General features: G+C 67.2%; 15 protein-coding genes and 1 tRNA gene. 10 read left to right on the top strand and 6 right to left on the bottom strand.

Annotation, left to right across the window (positions count from 1 at the left end; all coding sequences use genetic code 11):
* Nucleotides 1–7 precede the first annotated feature (7 nt).
* The 3 genes from BM396_RS04010 to BM396_RS04000 form a co-directional block, all read right to left on the bottom strand.
* A complete protein-coding gene (locus BM396_RS04010; protein ID WP_043378455.1) occupies nucleotides 8–1,600 on the bottom strand; it encodes an ABC transporter substrate-binding protein in 1,593 nt (530 codons plus the stop codon).
* A gap of 162 nt (nucleotides 1,601–1,762) precedes the next feature.
* Nucleotides 1,763–2,056, bottom strand: a complete 294-nt coding sequence (locus tag BM396_RS04005) for a DUF2218 domain-containing protein (protein ID WP_043352813.1) — start codon at nucleotides 2,054–2,056, stop codon at nucleotides 1,763–1,765.
* A 258-nt stretch (nucleotides 2,057–2,314) separates the two neighbouring features.
* The gene (locus tag BM396_RS04000) at nucleotides 2,315–3,763 is read right to left on the bottom strand and encodes an FAD-binding oxidoreductase (protein ID WP_043378453.1); all 1,449 of its coding nucleotides are present in this window, start codon (nucleotides 3,761–3,763) and stop codon (nucleotides 2,315–2,317) included.
* 137 nt (nucleotides 3,764–3,900) lie between these two features.
* Here BM396_RS04000 and BM396_RS03995 point away from each other — a divergent pair, with 137 nt between their 5' ends.
* The 8 genes from BM396_RS03995 (at nucleotide 3,901) to BM396_RS03960 (ending at nucleotide 9,576) form a co-directional block, all read left to right on the top strand.
* On the top strand, nucleotides 3,901–4,596 hold the full coding sequence (locus BM396_RS03995; protein ID WP_043378450.1) for a fumarylacetoacetate hydrolase family protein: 696 nt from the start codon (nucleotides 3,901–3,903) through the stop codon (nucleotides 4,594–4,596).
* A 13-nt stretch (nucleotides 4,597–4,609) separates the two neighbouring features.
* A complete protein-coding gene (locus BM396_RS03990; protein ID WP_043378448.1) occupies nucleotides 4,610–5,074 on the top strand; it encodes an NUDIX domain-containing protein in 465 nt (154 codons plus the stop codon).
* Between the two features lie 108 nt (nucleotides 5,075–5,182).
* A tRNA-Gly gene (locus BM396_RS03985) sits at nucleotides 5,183–5,257 on the top strand.
* A 1,155-nt stretch (nucleotides 5,258–6,412) separates the two neighbouring features.
* A complete protein-coding gene (locus BM396_RS03980) occupies nucleotides 6,413–6,751 on the top strand; it encodes a hypothetical protein (RefSeq protein ID WP_051975900.1) in 339 nt (112 codons plus the stop codon).
* Nucleotides 6,748–7,122 (top strand): helix-turn-helix domain-containing protein, encoded by a 375-nt coding sequence (locus BM396_RS03975; protein WP_043378444.1) that lies wholly within the window; start codon nucleotides 6,748–6,750, stop codon nucleotides 7,120–7,122. The genes BM396_RS03980 and BM396_RS03975 overlap by 4 nt, the downstream gene beginning before the upstream one ends.
* Before the next feature lie 3 nt (nucleotides 7,123–7,125).
* Entirely contained in the window at nucleotides 7,126–8,139 is a 1,014-nt protein-coding gene (locus tag BM396_RS03970) for an ImmA/IrrE family metallo-endopeptidase (protein WP_081948541.1), read from the top strand.
* The gene (locus BM396_RS03965) at nucleotides 8,136–8,822 is read left to right on the top strand and encodes a C1 family peptidase (protein WP_043378441.1); all 687 of its coding nucleotides are present in this window, start codon (nucleotides 8,136–8,138) and stop codon (nucleotides 8,820–8,822) included. The genes BM396_RS03970 and BM396_RS03965 overlap by 4 nt, the downstream gene beginning before the upstream one ends.
* Nucleotides 8,794–9,576: a hypothetical protein gene (locus BM396_RS03960; protein ID WP_043378438.1), complete on the top strand. Its 783-nt coding sequence runs from the start codon at nucleotides 8,794–8,796 to the stop codon at nucleotides 9,574–9,576. The genes BM396_RS03965 and BM396_RS03960 overlap by 29 nt, the downstream gene beginning before the upstream one ends.
* 102 nt (nucleotides 9,577–9,678) lie before the next feature.
* Here the strand turns inward: BM396_RS03960 and BM396_RS03955 are convergent, their stop codons facing one another.
* The 3 genes from BM396_RS03955 to BM396_RS03945 all read right to left on the bottom strand — a co-directional run bounded on the left by BM396_RS03955 (nucleotide 9,679) and on the right by BM396_RS03945 (nucleotide 11,923).
* Nucleotides 9,679–10,245 (bottom strand): uracil-DNA glycosylase, encoded by a 567-nt coding sequence (locus BM396_RS03955; RefSeq protein ID WP_230365902.1) that lies wholly within the window; start codon nucleotides 10,243–10,245, stop codon nucleotides 9,679–9,681.
* A 107-nt stretch (nucleotides 10,246–10,352) separates the two neighbouring features.
* Nucleotides 10,353–11,507: a nucleoside triphosphate pyrophosphohydrolase family protein gene (locus tag BM396_RS03950; protein WP_230365903.1), complete on the bottom strand. Its 1,155-nt coding sequence runs from the start codon at nucleotides 11,505–11,507 to the stop codon at nucleotides 10,353–10,355.
* A 173-nt stretch (nucleotides 11,508–11,680) separates the two neighbouring features.
* Nucleotides 11,681–11,923, bottom strand: a complete 243-nt coding sequence (locus tag BM396_RS03945) for a helix-turn-helix domain-containing protein (RefSeq protein ID WP_043378430.1) — start codon at nucleotides 11,921–11,923, stop codon at nucleotides 11,681–11,683.
* A 122-nt stretch (nucleotides 11,924–12,045) separates the two neighbouring features.
* On the opposite strand from BM396_RS03945, the gene BM396_RS03940 reads away from it, so the two are divergent.
* Nucleotides 12,046–12,561, top strand: coding sequence for a metallophosphoesterase (locus BM396_RS03940; protein ID WP_043378427.1), 516 nt, complete (start codon nucleotides 12,046–12,048; stop codon nucleotides 12,559–12,561).
* Between the two features lie 149 nt (nucleotides 12,562–12,710).
* Entirely contained in the window at nucleotides 12,711–13,733 is a 1,023-nt protein-coding gene (locus tag BM396_RS03935; RefSeq protein WP_043378424.1) for an IS110 family RNA-guided transposase, read from the top strand.
* Nucleotides 13,734–13,756 lie beyond the last annotated feature (23 nt).

Below are 13,756 nucleotides of genomic sequence, written 5' to 3'. Positions count from 1 at the left end.
TGCGCGCTCAGGCCGACCGGCGCAGGTTCCAGAACAGCGGCAGCCCGGTCAGCATGCCTTCGAGGTCGCGCCGGTAGGCGGTCGGCTGGAAGTACTGGCCGCAGGGGAGATAGGCGCCGACCTCCAGGGCGCGCGCCTGGATCCGCGCCGCGAGGGCCTTCTGGGCGGCGAGGTCCGGCGCGGCGAACCACGCGCTGCGCATCTCCTCCAGGGGGGCGTCCGTGAGCCAGCTCGGGACGCCTGCGCGGCCGTTCCCGCGGGCGGCCAGATGGTAGGCCGGCGAGAGATGGTCCAGCCCGCCGGAGAAGATCCCGAACATCGACCAGCCGCCCTGGTCCAGGGGCTTCGCGTTCAGGATCCGCTGGTTCACGGTCCCCCAATCGGTGGCGACGACATCGAGGTTCATCCCGAGCTTGCGGCAGGCATCGGCCATCACCTCGCAGATCGCGTTGATCCGCGGCACGTCGGTCCCGGAGAGCAGCACCACCCGCTCGCCCTTGTAGCCCGCCTCGGCGAGCGCCCGCTTCGCGGCGGCGAGGTCGCGAGGGCCGGTGAGCACCGCCATGCCGGCTGATGACGCCATCGGACCACCCGCGGTGAAGATCCCGATGGGCCCGCGGCGGATCGCCGGGTCGCTGCCGGCGACCGCATCCATCATCTCGGTCTGGTCGACGGCCGAGAGCAGCGCGCGGCTGATCGCGGGATTGTCGAAGGGCGGCAGGGTGTGGTTGAGGCGGATCTGTCCGATCAGCCCGGCGGTCTCCACCAGATCCACCCGCACGGCCGGCTGGCTCATCAGGTCGGGCACGAGATCGACGAGGGGCTGCTCCCACCAGTCGATCTCGCCCGAGCGCAGGGCGCCGGCCGCGGTCGCGCCGTCGGGGATCGTGCGCCACTCGATGCGGTCGAAATGCGCGATGCGCGGTCCGGCGGTGAAGCTCGCCGTCCCGTCCGGACGGGGTCGATACTCCTCGAACCGGCGGTAGACGTTGAGCGAGCCCGGAACCCGCTCGGCGGCGACGAACCGATACGGGCCGCTGCCGACGATCTCCGGCACCGCCTGCGTCGCCGGCGTCGCGCTCAGGCGCTCCGGCATGATCACCGGGACATAGGAGGTCGGCTTGGCGAGGGCGTCCGGCAGGAGCGGGAAGGGCCGTTTCAGGCGGAACTGCACCATGGTGTCGGAGGGCGCCGAGAGGTCGTCCACCGTGTCGAACAGCGCCCCACCGTAGGCGTCCCGCTGCGACCAGCGTTTGAGGCTCGCCACAACGTCGCGGCCGAGGACCGGCGTGCCGTCATGGAAGCGCAGGCCGTCCCGCAGGGTCAGGCGCCAGGTGAGGCCGTCGGCCGTGACCTCGTGGCCCGCGACCATCTGCGGCTGGGCCCGATAGGCGGCATCCAGGCTGTAGAGTGTGTCGAACACCATCAGCGCATGGGTGCGCGTGACATAGTTCGTGGTGATGATCGGGTCGAGAAGCGCCAGATCCGCGTAGGGCACGAAGCGCAGCGTCGTCGCGGAGGCCGCCCGCACCAGGGCCGGACGGGCGAGCGTCCCGGCCACCAGCGCTCCGGCGCCTGTCAGCAGGGTGCGTCGCTTCATGGATCGATCCCGGTCTCGGCGGCGACCGATCTGGCCGCAAGCCGGACTCGCGTGCAAGTGGTGCGCCACCTGGTGCGCCACCGCTGCGGGCCGTTCCGGATCGCGAGACCCCGCCCGGGCCGGGGGCCGGACGGGTCGAACGTGACCGCGCTGCGCGGGCTCTCAGGCGGCGCGCGACCAGCGGATGTCGCCGAGGCTCTCGCGGAAGGCGAAGCGGGCGAGGTGGTCGGCCACGACGTTCTCCAGCCGGGTGAGGTTCACCGGGTCGGAGCTGTCGATGCGCATCACCAGGGCGTCGGGCTCGGCATCGAAGGTGCAGACGCGGTCCTCGCCGAACGGCACGGTGCCGTGCACGGGCGTCGCCTCGACCTTGAACTTGTGGCTCCAGTGCCGGCAGAGCTGCTGCAGGTAGCGGCTCGCCTCGTTGGTCTGCACGCGGGCCTGAGAGGTGGGCATTCCGTGGGTCTCCAAAGAGATATGAAAACAGCCTGTCGGTGACGGTTCGTCGCTCGATCTCGCATCTGCGAGATAGGAAGGCCTCTGAGCAATTGCCATGCCTGGCGCCGATGGACCCGTCTTTGACGTCGTCGGTGAAGGTCTGTCCGAAGCGTTAGCAGCGGCTTAACGCAGCGGGCCACCCCGGCGGATGACGGCGCGGCGTTGCTGTCCTGCACCCGGCTCCGCGCCGAATTATGGCGCGATGCACAAAATTCCTCAGCGCGCCGTCGAAGCGTCGCGGTCGCCCCGGATGAGGACCTTGCCGGGGTTGAGCAGGTCCTCGGGGTCGAGGGCGGCCTTGAGGCGCCGCATGAGGTCGAGCCCGACCGGATCGCCGTAGCGGGCGAGTTCCTCGCGCTTGATCAGGCCGACCCCGTGCTCGGCGGCGATGGAACCGCCGAGGTCGTGCACGATGTCGTGAACGATCCGGTTGAACCGGCCCCATTCGGCCAGGAACTCCGCCGCCGCCATGCCGGGCGGCTGGGACAGGTTGAAATGGATGTTGCCGTCGCCGAAATGGCCGAATCCGCAGGGTCGCAGGCCGGGCATCTCCGCCGTGCAGGCCGCGCCTGCCTGCTCCAAGAACGCGGGGAGCCGCGACAGCGGTACCGACACGTCGTGCTTGATCGACGCGCCTTCGCGGGTCTGCGCCTCGGGAACGCCCTCCCGCAGACGCCAGAGCGCGGCGTTCTGGGCGCCGCTGGTGGCGATCGTGGCATCCGCGATCACCCCGTCCGCCAGGGCCTGCCCGAGGGCGGATTCCAGCTCGGCCTGCGTGTCGGCATCCGGGCGCGCGGACGCGACCTCGATCAGCGCGTAGGCGCCGTGCGCGCCGTCCAGCGGCCGCACCGTCCCCGGGACGTGGCGCAGCACGATCTCCAGGGCGAACGGCGGCAGGTATTCGAAGGCCGTCAGGTCGCGGTCCATCCGCGCCCGCAGGAACACGAACAGGTCGAGGGCGGCCCTGGCCGAATCGAGCCCCACGAAGGCGACGCTCGTGGAGCGCGGCCGCGGGAACAGCTTCAGCACGGCCGCGGTGACGATGCCCAGCGTGCCTTCGGAGCCGATGAAGAGCTGCTTCAGGTCATAGCCGGCATTGTCCTTGCGCAGGGACTTGAGCCCGTTCCAGACCCGTCCGTCCGCGAGCACGACCTCGAGCCCCAGGACGAGGTCGCGGGCGTTGCCGTAGGCGAGGACCGCGATCCCGCCGGCATTGGTGCTGACGCCGCCGCCGATCCGGGCCGAGCCGCGGGACGCATAGGAGAGCGGAAACAGCATGCCGGCCGTTTCGGCCGCGTCCTGCACGTCCTGAAGGATCATCCCGGCCTCCACCGTGATGGTCGCATCCACCGGATCGACCGCCCGCAGCCGAGTCATGCGCTCCAGGGACAGCACCACGCCTCCTTGCGGCACCCCGGCGCCCGTCAGGCCGGTATTGCCGCCGAGCGGCACGACCGCGATGCCGGCCTGCGTGCAGGCGCGGACCGCGAAGGCGACCTCCTCGGTGCTCCCGGGCCGCAGCACGGCGAGGGCCGATCCGGTGAACAGGCGCCGGCTCTCGGTCAGGTAGGGCGCCTGGGCGTCCGGATCGGTCAGCACGTGCCGCGCGCCGAGCCCGTCCCGCAGGGCGGTCAGCAGGGTATCAAGGGCGGCTGTCGGCGTCATCGCAAAGATTCTGTAGGCCAGGGGCGGGGGGACGCAAGCACCGGTATGGCGCGCGCCGGTGCGGACCTTACAACGATGATGTAGGGCCCGGGCGTCGTCGCGCCGGGCCGTCCGGACGATCCACCGCAGAGGCAGAGATGCTCTCCGTCATCCAGAACCCGCCCCGCATCGCGCTCCCCATCGTGGGCAGCAGCGACCTGTTTCCCGTGCGCCGCGTCTACTGCGTCGGCCGCAACTACGCCGCCCATGCTCGCGAGATGGGGGCGGACCCCGACCGGGAGCCGCCGTTCTTCTTCATGAAGCCCGCGGACGCCCTGCAGATCGTCGGTTCCGAGCCGACGCCTCACGCCTACCCCCCGAAGACCGGCAACTACCATTTCGAGGTCGAGATGGTGGCGGCCCTCGCCAGCGGCGGCAGCGACATCCCGGCGGAGACCGCCCTCGACCACGTCTACGGCTACGCGGTCGGCCTCGACATGACCCGGCGCGACGTCCAGGACGAGGCCAAGAAGATGTCGCGGCCCTGGGACACCGCCAAGGCGGCCGACGGGTCCGGCCCAATCGGCGCTTTGCATCCGGTCTCCGTTTTCGGCCATCCGGCGCGGGGCGCGATCACGCTGTCGGTGGACGGCGAGATTCGTCAGAAGGGCGACCTGGCCGACATGATCTGGTCCGTCGCCGAGCAGATCGCCTACCTGTCGGGTTACTTCGCCCTGCAACCGGGCGACCTGATCTTCACCGGCACGCCCGCCGGCGTCGGCCCGGTCCAGCGCGGTCAGCGCATGGTCGCGGCGATCGCCGGGCTCGGCGAGATCACCCTCGACGTCGTCTGAGCCGCGCACCCGCATGCTCCTCGACCGGCCGCTCCTGCGGCGCCTGTTCCACCTCGGGGCTCTCGCGTCCCGGGGCATGACCCTCGGCGTGCGCGGCGTCGCCCTGGACGGGGCGGGACGTGTGGCCCTCGTGCGCCACACCTATGTCAGTGGCTGGCACCTGCCCGGCGGCGGTGTGGAGCGCGGCGAGGCCGTGCGCGACGCGATGGTGCGGGAATTCCGTGAGGAGGCCGAGATCGTGCCCCAGGGGGAGCCGCGCCTGCATGCCCTCTACCGGAATGTTGTGGCCGCCCCCCGCGATCACGTCGCATTGTTCGTCCTGCCGGCCTTCACGGTGCTGCGCCCCAAGGCGCCGGACCGGGAGGTCGCCGAATGCGCCTTCTTCGCGCTGGACGCATTGCCCGAGGGCACCACCCGGGGGACCCGCGCCCGGCTCCGCGAGATCCACGAAGGCCTCCCGCCGGACCCGAATTGGTAAATCGTCACGGTTCGCGAAAAGGGCGCTTGCGTCGTCCGCAGGAATGGTGTTTAGAGAGCCGCGTCGGGGGCCGCCGGCACGAAAGTCCAGGCGGCGCGGCACTAGTGAGCGGGTGTAGCTCAGGGGTAGAGCACAACCTTGCCAAGGTTGGGGTCGAGGGTTCGAATCCCTTCGCCCGCTCCAAAACTTCAATTATTGCAAGTACTTGCAGGATCGTTGCAACACCTCACCCCGGCGTTGCAGCTTTCCAGGCAGCACCAAGGCGGCACCGGGTATGCCACGCTGCGGGACCCGCGTGTGGGTCCGCTCCCGAAGGAATGGGCAAGCGACGGCTCACTCCGATTTTCCGGTTTCGGCCGCGCTGGATCTCCCGACGCCTTAGGCGCCTTCGTAGCTCGATCTCGACCTAGGTGCGGGACACGGGACCTGCGCATTCCTTCCGACCTGCTCAGAAATCCACTGCCTTCGGTCCAGGCGGGTGTGCCGCTCGTCGATCGGCGATATCCAGGGTCGGAGGCGTTCGACGTTCCAGACGTCGTCCGCGGCTATGCCGATCCAGGGTACGCTGGTTCCTTCGGTGCTCCGCGGTCCATGCGGGCGCCTCCTCCGCCCGACGGCGAACGCGGTTCAAAAGTGGGCCGGTGCTTCCTATGCACTCGACACGGGCACATCGGCGGCCGAGATCGCGCGCCGGGCGCGGTCACTCGGTGGGACATCGAGGAGGTCCTGCCGTTCTTACGCGCACGAGGTCGCCGTCGGCCCACGAAAAAATCGAAACACCCTTTTGATGGGGGTGCCTTCTCGGCTCACGTGCGGATCGGGTCGATCCACCAACGGGCCGAAGCGTCGCACGGCGTCCTTCGCCCGCATCCGGATCTCGCATCGCGTATCGACCTGCCGCTCGTCGCGAGGCGGGCCGGGTGTGCGATGCGTCGCCTGAGGCAGCACCGTCGACCGAGATCGGTCGTCGTGCCATCGCCGCGGTCAGCAGGGCGGGACACGGCGCGACCAGTTGCAGGGCCGCGTGGCGTTCTAGTCCCGAGGCCGGATGATCGCGGGTTCGGCACGTCGGGTGACTGATCCGTTCGGGCTTGGGTCCGGCGTCTTCCTTGTCCGTAACTTCCTCGGCAACCTATCGCGAGGCCATGGAAGGTACGGATCGGCGTCGTGCCACCGGTCCGAAATCGGATGCGGCATTTCCGATACGCTTGGCCGCGATCGGTCGTCCAACGCTTTTGCAGGGCGTCCGCAGCCGTTTCAGGTCGCATCCTGATCGCCGCTTGCATGTCGAAAAATTCGACATTATTGTTCTTGGAAAGTCACGGATTTCGACAGGCCATGACGCTCGCCACGTTCCCCGCTCCATCCGTGTCGTCCTTCCCGACGGCCGAAGTCGAGAAGTGCCTACGCGACGAGCTGATCGAGGCGGTCAAATCGGAGGCGGCCGTGAAAGGCGACGCCCTGCCGCCCACGCCGGCGGCGATCGCCACGACGAAGTTTCAGATCGACTCCCTGGTGGTCGTCTCGCTGCTCACGGCGGTCGAAAGTGTCGTCGGCTGCAACCTGCCGGATACCGTCGTACGCGCGGGTGGCTTCACGTCGGTGGAGCAGGCGTTGGAACAGCTTGTTCCACGGATCGAGAAGCACTGGGCCAAGATCAACGGAGTGAAGACGTGAACCAAGCCTCGAGCCCTCCGGGCAGCGACGAGGAGGAACGCAGGAAGCTGGGCGATCGGCTGAAAGAGGCCAGGAAGTATCTCGGTCTGAAGCAGGAGGAGGTGGCGAACTACCTCAAGATCCCGCGCACTGCCTTGACCGATATCGAGAGTGGCCAGCGCCGTGTGGAAGCCATCGAGCTGACGCGTTTGGCCAGACTCTACCGCCAACCTGTGGGCTACTTCACCGGAGAAGACGAGGCCTCCTCACAACTGCCGATCGACGTCGCCCACTTGGCGCGGCAGGCGGCGGCGCTCTCGGAGAAGGACAGAGAGGAGCTCGGTCGCTTCGCGGAGTACCTGCGGGTCAGAGCGCGGCCGGATCGAGGCTGAGCGATGGTCGCGACAACCTACGCAGGAGCGGTCCGGGCCGGTACACAGGCCGCCGCGCGGCTTCATCGGGATCTCGGCATACGATCACGGGTCGAAGCGCATGGGGGCAATGTCGACGTATTCGGATCGATCGGAGCGCTCGACCTGCCACTCCTTCTGCGTCCTCTGCAGGGACTCCTCGGAGCCTATCTGAACGATCCGGCTCCGGGAATCCTCGTGACCACACAGCGCGCCATGAGCATCCAGCGCTTCACGGCAGCCCACGAGCTCGGGCACTTCTCCCTTGGGCACGAGCCCAGTCTCGACGACGAGGGAATTCTGCGGCGCATGCCGATGGCTGGTGAGAGGGCGCCGAAATTCCAGGAGGTCGAAGCGGATGCCTTCGCGGTCGAGTTCATGATGCCGCGTTGGCTCTTCTTCGCACACGCATCGCGTCAGGGCTGGACGGCGAGGGACTTCGTCCGACCCGATCGCGTCTACCAGCTTTCTCTGCGTCTGGGCGCCAGCTACGCGGCGACCTGCTACACGCTCGCGAGGCATCGTCTGATCACCTCCGGACACGTCGACGCGCTCCTCGAGACGAAACCGCGGGAACTCAAGGCCGAGCTTCTGGATCCCTACCGCCCAGACGACTATCGAGGCGACGTCTGGCTTCTCACGGAACGCGACGCCGGAACCCGCATCGATGGAAGCCGCAACGACATCTTCGTGCTCCGCCTGAAGGAGCACAGCGGCGGCGGATATCTGTGGGACATCGATCAGCTCAAAGACAGCGGCTTCGCGATCGTCGGGGACGAATTGTCGGAGCCACCCGAAGACAGCGTCGGCGACAACGTGCTTCGGCGCGTCACGGCCGCGCCGCCGGACGACTTCCGCGGACTGATCGAACTCGCCGAGTTTCGGCCCTGGGATCCCGACGCGCTCCTAACCAAATTGGACGTCGAGATGGACCTGACCGGCCCCGAGGAGGAAGGCCTCTCTCGTGCCGAGCGGCGGAGCTTGCTTGAGGCGGCATGAGCGGCGTCGAGGTTTTCGTAGACCTGCGGCCGCGCTTCGGTCATGCGCGCGATCAGGGCCCCCGGCCGACCTGTCTCGCGTTTGCTGCGAGCGACACCCATGCCGGGGTTCGGCCCGGATGGCTCCCCCTTTCGTCCGAGTACGCGTTTCATCGGGCTCAGACGCGCATGGGTTTCGGTCCGGATGAAGGAGCGACGCTGGCGTCCATGCTGGACGTACTGCGTGAGGACGGGCAGCCGGAGGAGGGCGGTTGGCCCTACCTTCCGGCGACGCCGGTCGATGCTGCGTCCTGGGTCCCGCCGGGCGACGTCGGCCTTCTGTTCAGACGCGGATCCGAACGTCGCCCGGTCGCCTTCGACATCATCGTGGGCGAGATCGAGCGCGGCCAGCCGGTCATCGTCCTGATCCAGCTTTCCCGCTCCTTCTTTCGACCGGATGCGGACGGCATGATCCATCCCGCCACCGGCGAAACGCCGGAGCCGCAGCGCCGTCACGCCGTGGTCGCCGTCGGCCACGGAAAGGCCGGCGGCCATCGTGCGATCCTGGTGCGGAACAGCTGGGGCGCGAAGTGGGGCAAGCGAGGCCACGCTTGGCTCACCGAGACGTTTATCGCCCCGCGCATCTACGCTGCCGCGAAACTGACGGAGGATGTCGTTGTATCTCCCGATCCCCCAGCAGCCTGACTGCATCAGCGCTTGGCGCGAGGCCGTACGGATGGTCGAAGCGCAGCCGAGCCACTGCGCCTACAACGTCGTCCTCGACATCGCGGACCCGACGAGGAACACGACGCTGCAGGATCCAGGCGTCGCTCTGGTCGATGACTTCCTCCGCCAACAGGGTCAACAGGCGGTCGGGACCGTGGCGAACACGATCTTCCCTGCCAGTCTTTACCACCGATACGGTGCCCCGGCCTTCTTCGACGTCTTCCAGGAACGGGTGTTGAGAAGGGTTCGGCGCAACGAGCGGTGGTCTGGCTACTACTTCGAGCGGATGATCGACGTTTCGGTGCCGGAAGGGAAGAGCCCGAATCAGCTTTGGGATATCGTCGGACGGATCAACGACAAAAAAGTCAAATCCCTCAACAAATTCGAGCTTCCATTGTTCGATGCGGCACGCGACGTCGACAATTCACCCTACGGAGGACAATGTCTCAGCTTCCTGAGTTTCAAGGTGGTGCCCGGAGCGAAGAACAGCGGAAAGAAGCTTGGGCTTACGGCGATGTATCGTAACCACTTCTACGTTGAAAAATTGCTCGGAAACCTCATCGGCCTTGGGCGTCTGATGGATTTCGTCTGCCGTGAGACGGGCCTCGATCTCGGCGAACTCACGATCGTCTCCACGCGTGCTGAGGTCGATTTGCCGAAGGGCACCCGTCGCAACGACATCAAGACCCTTCTAAGCCGAGTCCGGGATGCCGGCCAGAAATACGCGGCCTGACCGATGCCGGATCGAGGGGGCGCCGCGACCACGTTCGTCCCGTCGCCGCCGATCGTCTCGGACGGAGTCGCCGGAGCCCTTCCGCAAGGCCCGCATGCGTGTTCAGAAGGGCAGGCTCGCAGGCGTCGGCCGCTCCTTGGTCGTCTGGGCGACACCGTAGAGCGAATGCACGCCAGAGATGAACTCCGCCTGTCCGCCGTAGCTCGGGTGGCGGACGACTGAGAGCGGGATGTCGATACCAGAAAGAGCCAGAGCCGCATCGCGCCCGATCGCGACGATGCGCTTGGGCGCGACCATCGCGATCAAGGCCTCCATGAGGCACCACGTGGCGTCGCGCTCGGCGCGGGTGTGGCATCGGTTCGAGAACGGGTTCTTCGGCTCGTGTGGGTGGAGCGGGAAGACGTTCCATAGGATCGCAGGCTCGCCTATCCGGGCGAGAACACGCCAGATGATCGCCGCGGTGCGCTCGGCGACGACGGGACCGCGGGTGGCGCGCTTGAGGTCGATGCCGCCCATAAGGGCGCCGGCCGGCTCGAGATGGACCTCGTCCGTCAGGGGCAATCCGGTCCGGCGGCCGCCGCGATATCCGAGGTCGCGGGCGATCCAGATCGTATCGACGTTGGCGTCGAGCGCCGCTTCCAGGCAGCGCGTGAGATTGCGTCGACGCACGGTGGCGGCATCGGCGCGATCATGTTCCGGGCAGACGTCTCCGTACGGATTGAAGACCGAGGGCAGCCGAACTTCGGCGAGCGCTGCAGCGAAGGATGCGGGCGTTCTCAAAGCAGGTGCTCGATCGAGAGGCGGTGGTTGACCATGTCGATGTGGATACGCCCGCGCCGATGTTCGCGCAGGAAGCGGAAAGCCGCATAGCCCTGAAGAATGGCTTCTTCCCACATCCAAAGCGGGCAGCGCTCCGCCTCGTAGCCCGCCGCGAACTGGCGGACGTGCTTCAGGAGGTCGAACGGGATGTCGCCGGGCCGAGCGCCGGCGAACAATTCCAGGTCCACTGCCTGCCCGAAGATCCAGGTCGTGATCCCCTCCTCGATCAGGATCGCCCGTGCGCCGTCCTGCGCTTCGTCCACTTTCGGCGCGCTCTTGCGCTTCACCCGGAGCAGGGCCCGGACGACCGGCGACCAGCCGAGCACGGCGACGTAGGCGTAGTGGAAGACGTCGTGGAAGCGGTAGTCGTCCTGAAGCATGGCGTTGTCCGTCAGCCGGTCGCCGATGTTGATGCCGTTGCAACGCTGGTAGACGAATTTGCGCTCGCGGACGTCGCGCTCGAAGATGTCGACGTACAGGTCTCGCGGCAGCTGCTCCGCCGGATCGGACTGCGCATCGAGGGGCACCGGATAGATGCGCTCGTGCGGCCACCTGTCGAAGATCTTCTCCAGGTTCTTCACTGCCGCCGCCTCGAGCGTCACTCCCGCTTCGGTGGCGGCCTCGACCAGGGACCGTGTGATCGATCTCAACCGATCCGCAAGCAGATCGCCTTGTCCGAGCCGCTCCTCGTGCTGGTCGGCGAGCAGCACACCGACCTCGCTGGCAAGCTGGAGAAGCGTCCTTTCGAAAGCCGCGTTCGGCGCGTCCTGATGCGGCATGATCGCGGGCTGGAGGGATGCGAAGGTCGCCGCACCGGTCTGGGTCGGGCTTGCGAAGATCTCCTCCAATCGGAGTCCGCCGCGTGAAGCGACCGCGGTCACGTACCAGAGGACATCGCCGAGTTCTTCGACGACGGCGCTGGCGTATCCGAGATACGAGGCCCGATCACGTTGCTTCTTTTTGACTTCGCTGAGAAGGCTGCCCGTTTCCCCGAAGAGCCCGAGCAGAGGGAACGCCAGCGAGCCACCGTCGCTTCGCTGGTCGGTGGACGAGGCGAGCGAGGCGTAGCCTGCGATCGTGAGAGGTGAGAATTCATCCATCGGCGCAGTCATGGAGAGGATCCTAGCCGTGCGGCCGTAGCCTGTCGCCAGCTACAATGACGGAATCCGCGATGGGCGCTGGTGCCGTCGCAGCGACCGTCGCAATCGATACGATCGCTGCAAACCCGAGCCGCCCTTCGCCGGCCTGGGGTTCCTCGACGAGGATTGGTCGGGCTGAACCGACGTCAGGGGGAGATCGCGCGAACTGCCTTCAGGACCACCGTCGCGTCGATTTCCAACGCGTCCGCGATCTCGAGAAACTCGACCAGATCGATCCGCCTTCCCCCTCCTTCGATCGCGGCGACGACCGATTGATATCGGCCAAGTCGCGAGGCGAGCTCGCTTTGAGTCAGGCCTGATCGCTCACGAGCTTCGACGAGCAGTTCGATCAATCTTCGATGACGTGCGCTTCTGAGGGTCTTGGGCATTGGCCCGTCGGCGGGATCGAGAAAGCCGACCAGCCAGCTAGACCGGATGGAAGATTATCAGAAAATCTGGTTTTCTAAGTGGGCGCCGATCGCGACTCAGCAGGCGCATGGGGGAGGGAGCCATGACCCTCTGGTTCACGGCAGATCACCATTTCGGCCACGCCAACATCATCCGCTTCTGCCATCGTCCATTCGCCGACGTGGCCGAGATGGACGAGGCGATGATCGAACGCTGGAACGCCGTCGTCGAGGACCGCGACGAAGTCTGGCATCTGGGCGACTTCGCCTACCGCTGTGGTCCCAATCGGCAGGCGGAGATCTTCGGTCGCCTACACGGTCGGGCGATCCATCTGGTGCGCGGCAACCACGACCGTGGAAGAACCCTGGCGCTGCCTTGGGCTTCGGTGCAGCACTACGCCGAGATCGACGCGAATGGCCGCCTGCTGGTCCTGTTCCATTACGCATTGCGCGGGTGGAGGGGATCCCGCCGCGGATCTCTGGCTTTGCATGGACATAGCCACGGAGCCTTGCCGAACCTGCCAGCCACCTGCGACGTCGGAGTGGACGTTTGGAATTTCAGGCCGGTTTCGTTGCCCGAAATTCTCCGGAAGATCGAATCCGCTTCGCCACCTTCGTGAGGCGGCGCGGGTGCACGTGGAGCCGCTCTCCGGCCGATCTCGCGGTCGAAGCGGGTCCTTGCCGTTCCCGGGAGCGTTGGGGTGGACGCCCCCTGACGGCATCGGCGTGCCAGAGTGGAGGTGTTGTGACACCACTGCAGGAGGCGTCCATGGGCGAGGTTAGCACGGTCGGAATCGATCTGGCCAAATCGGTTTTCCAAGTTCACGGCTCCGGTCCGAGTGGCGCAGTCGTGTTCCGCAAGAAGCTGCGGCGTGATCAGGTGCTGGCGTTCTTCTCGACACTTCCGCGATGCGTGGTCGCGATGGAGGCGTGCGCCAGTGCTCATTACTGGGCGCGCGAGATAGCCGTGGCAGGTCACGACACGCGGCTCATCCCACCAGCCTACGTGAAGCCGTTTGTGAAGCGGCAGAAGAACGACATGGCCGACGCGGAAGCGATTTGCGAGGCGGCGCAGCGCCCGACGATGCGGTTCGTCCAGGGCAAGAGCGCGCAGGCTCAAGCTGCGGCAGTGGTGTTCCGTACGCGCGACCTGCTCGTGCGTCAGCGGACCCAGTTGATCAACGCGCTGCGCGGGCACCTCACCGAGTTTGGATACGTCGTTCGCCAGGGGGCCGGGCACGTTGGCCAGCTCGTCGCGATCGTCCGCGACCCCACATCTGACGTTCCGGCCGAGGCACGGCCGGTCCTGGCCGTCATCGCGGACAGCCTGCAAGCGCTCCAAGCGCAGATCGCGCGCCTCGACCGCGCGATCGCCCAGCGTGCGAAGGACGATGCCGTGGCTAAGCGGCTGATGACGGTACCGGGTATCGGCCCGGTGGTCGCGACCGCACTGGTGGCACTGGCACCGGCCGCCAGTACCTTCCGCCGCGGGCGCGACTTTGCGGCCTGGCTCGGCCTCGTCCCGCGGCAGCACTCCAGCGGCGGCAAGGAGCGGCTGGGGCGAACGACTAAGATGGGCGAGCGCAGCTTGCGACGGTTGCTGATCCTGGGCGCGAGTTCTGCGACCAAGGTCGCGGCGCGCGCTCCCGACAAAGCTGGGGCGTGGTTGGCCGGTATGCTGTCGCGCAAGCCGCGCATGCTGATCACCGTCGCCCTGGCGAACAAGATGGCGAGGATCGTCTGGGCGTTGATGGCCCGCGGCGGCTCCTACAGAGCTCCGGCCACGGCGTGACCGCCACGGCCTGAGGCGTCAGG

Source organism: Methylobacterium sp. UNCCL125 (genome assembly GCF_900116795.1).
GTDB classification, from domain to species: Bacteria; Pseudomonadota; Alphaproteobacteria; order Rhizobiales; family Beijerinckiaceae; genus Methylobacterium; species Methylobacterium fujisawaense.
The sequence above is the reverse complement of the archived record's forward strand: the minus strand, read 5'-3'. Positions and strand labels throughout refer to the sequence as shown.